The sequence below is a fragment of the Paraburkholderia sp. EG287B genome, from assembly GCF_040965595.1.
GTDB lineage: Bacteria > Pseudomonadota > Gammaproteobacteria > Burkholderiales > Burkholderiaceae > Paraburkholderia.
Genome location: NZ_JBFRCG010000088.1, coordinates 1 through 491, shown reverse-complemented (window position 1 = coordinate 491; position 491 = coordinate 1). Strand labels below are relative to the sequence as shown.

Here is a 491-nt window from a genome sequence, read left to right as displayed (position 1 = left end):
ATCGCTTCGATTTGATCATCCTCGACGACCTGTCGTATGCCCGCAAGGACCAGGCCGAAACCAGCGTTCTGTTCGAGCTGATTGCCGAGAGGTATGAGCGAAAAAGTCTTCTGATAACTGCAAACCAACCGTTCTCTGGCTGGAATGACGTGTTCCCCGACCCCGGCATGACGGTCGCCGCCATCGACCGGCTTGTGCATCACTCGACGATCTTCGAACTCAACGTCGAAAGCTACCGCCGCCGCAAGGCCGGCGACAAACAGAATGCACGGCGGCGTCAATTCCACGACGATAACCCTGCAAATCCGTTCAGCGGCCAGTTGCCTGACGACGGCAACGTTGCGCAGTAACGATGAGCGTCAACCGTAAGCGGTAATTTCGGCTCATCTGGAACCTGCGGGTAACAGGGATCAAGATTGCGTCCGCAACTTACACACTGCGGACGCAGATCATGACTGACCCACAAACTGACTTTGACTTCCTGCCCCTGC

At 56.2% G+C, this 491-nt stretch carries 1 protein-coding gene; it reads left to right on the top strand.

Features of this window, described 5'->3' with window-relative positions:
• The coding region (locus AB4Y40_RS42825; protein ID WP_368692992.1) for an ATP-binding protein at nt 1–350 on the top strand (350 nt) is incomplete at its 5' end.
• Nucleotides 351–491 lie beyond the last annotated feature (141 nt).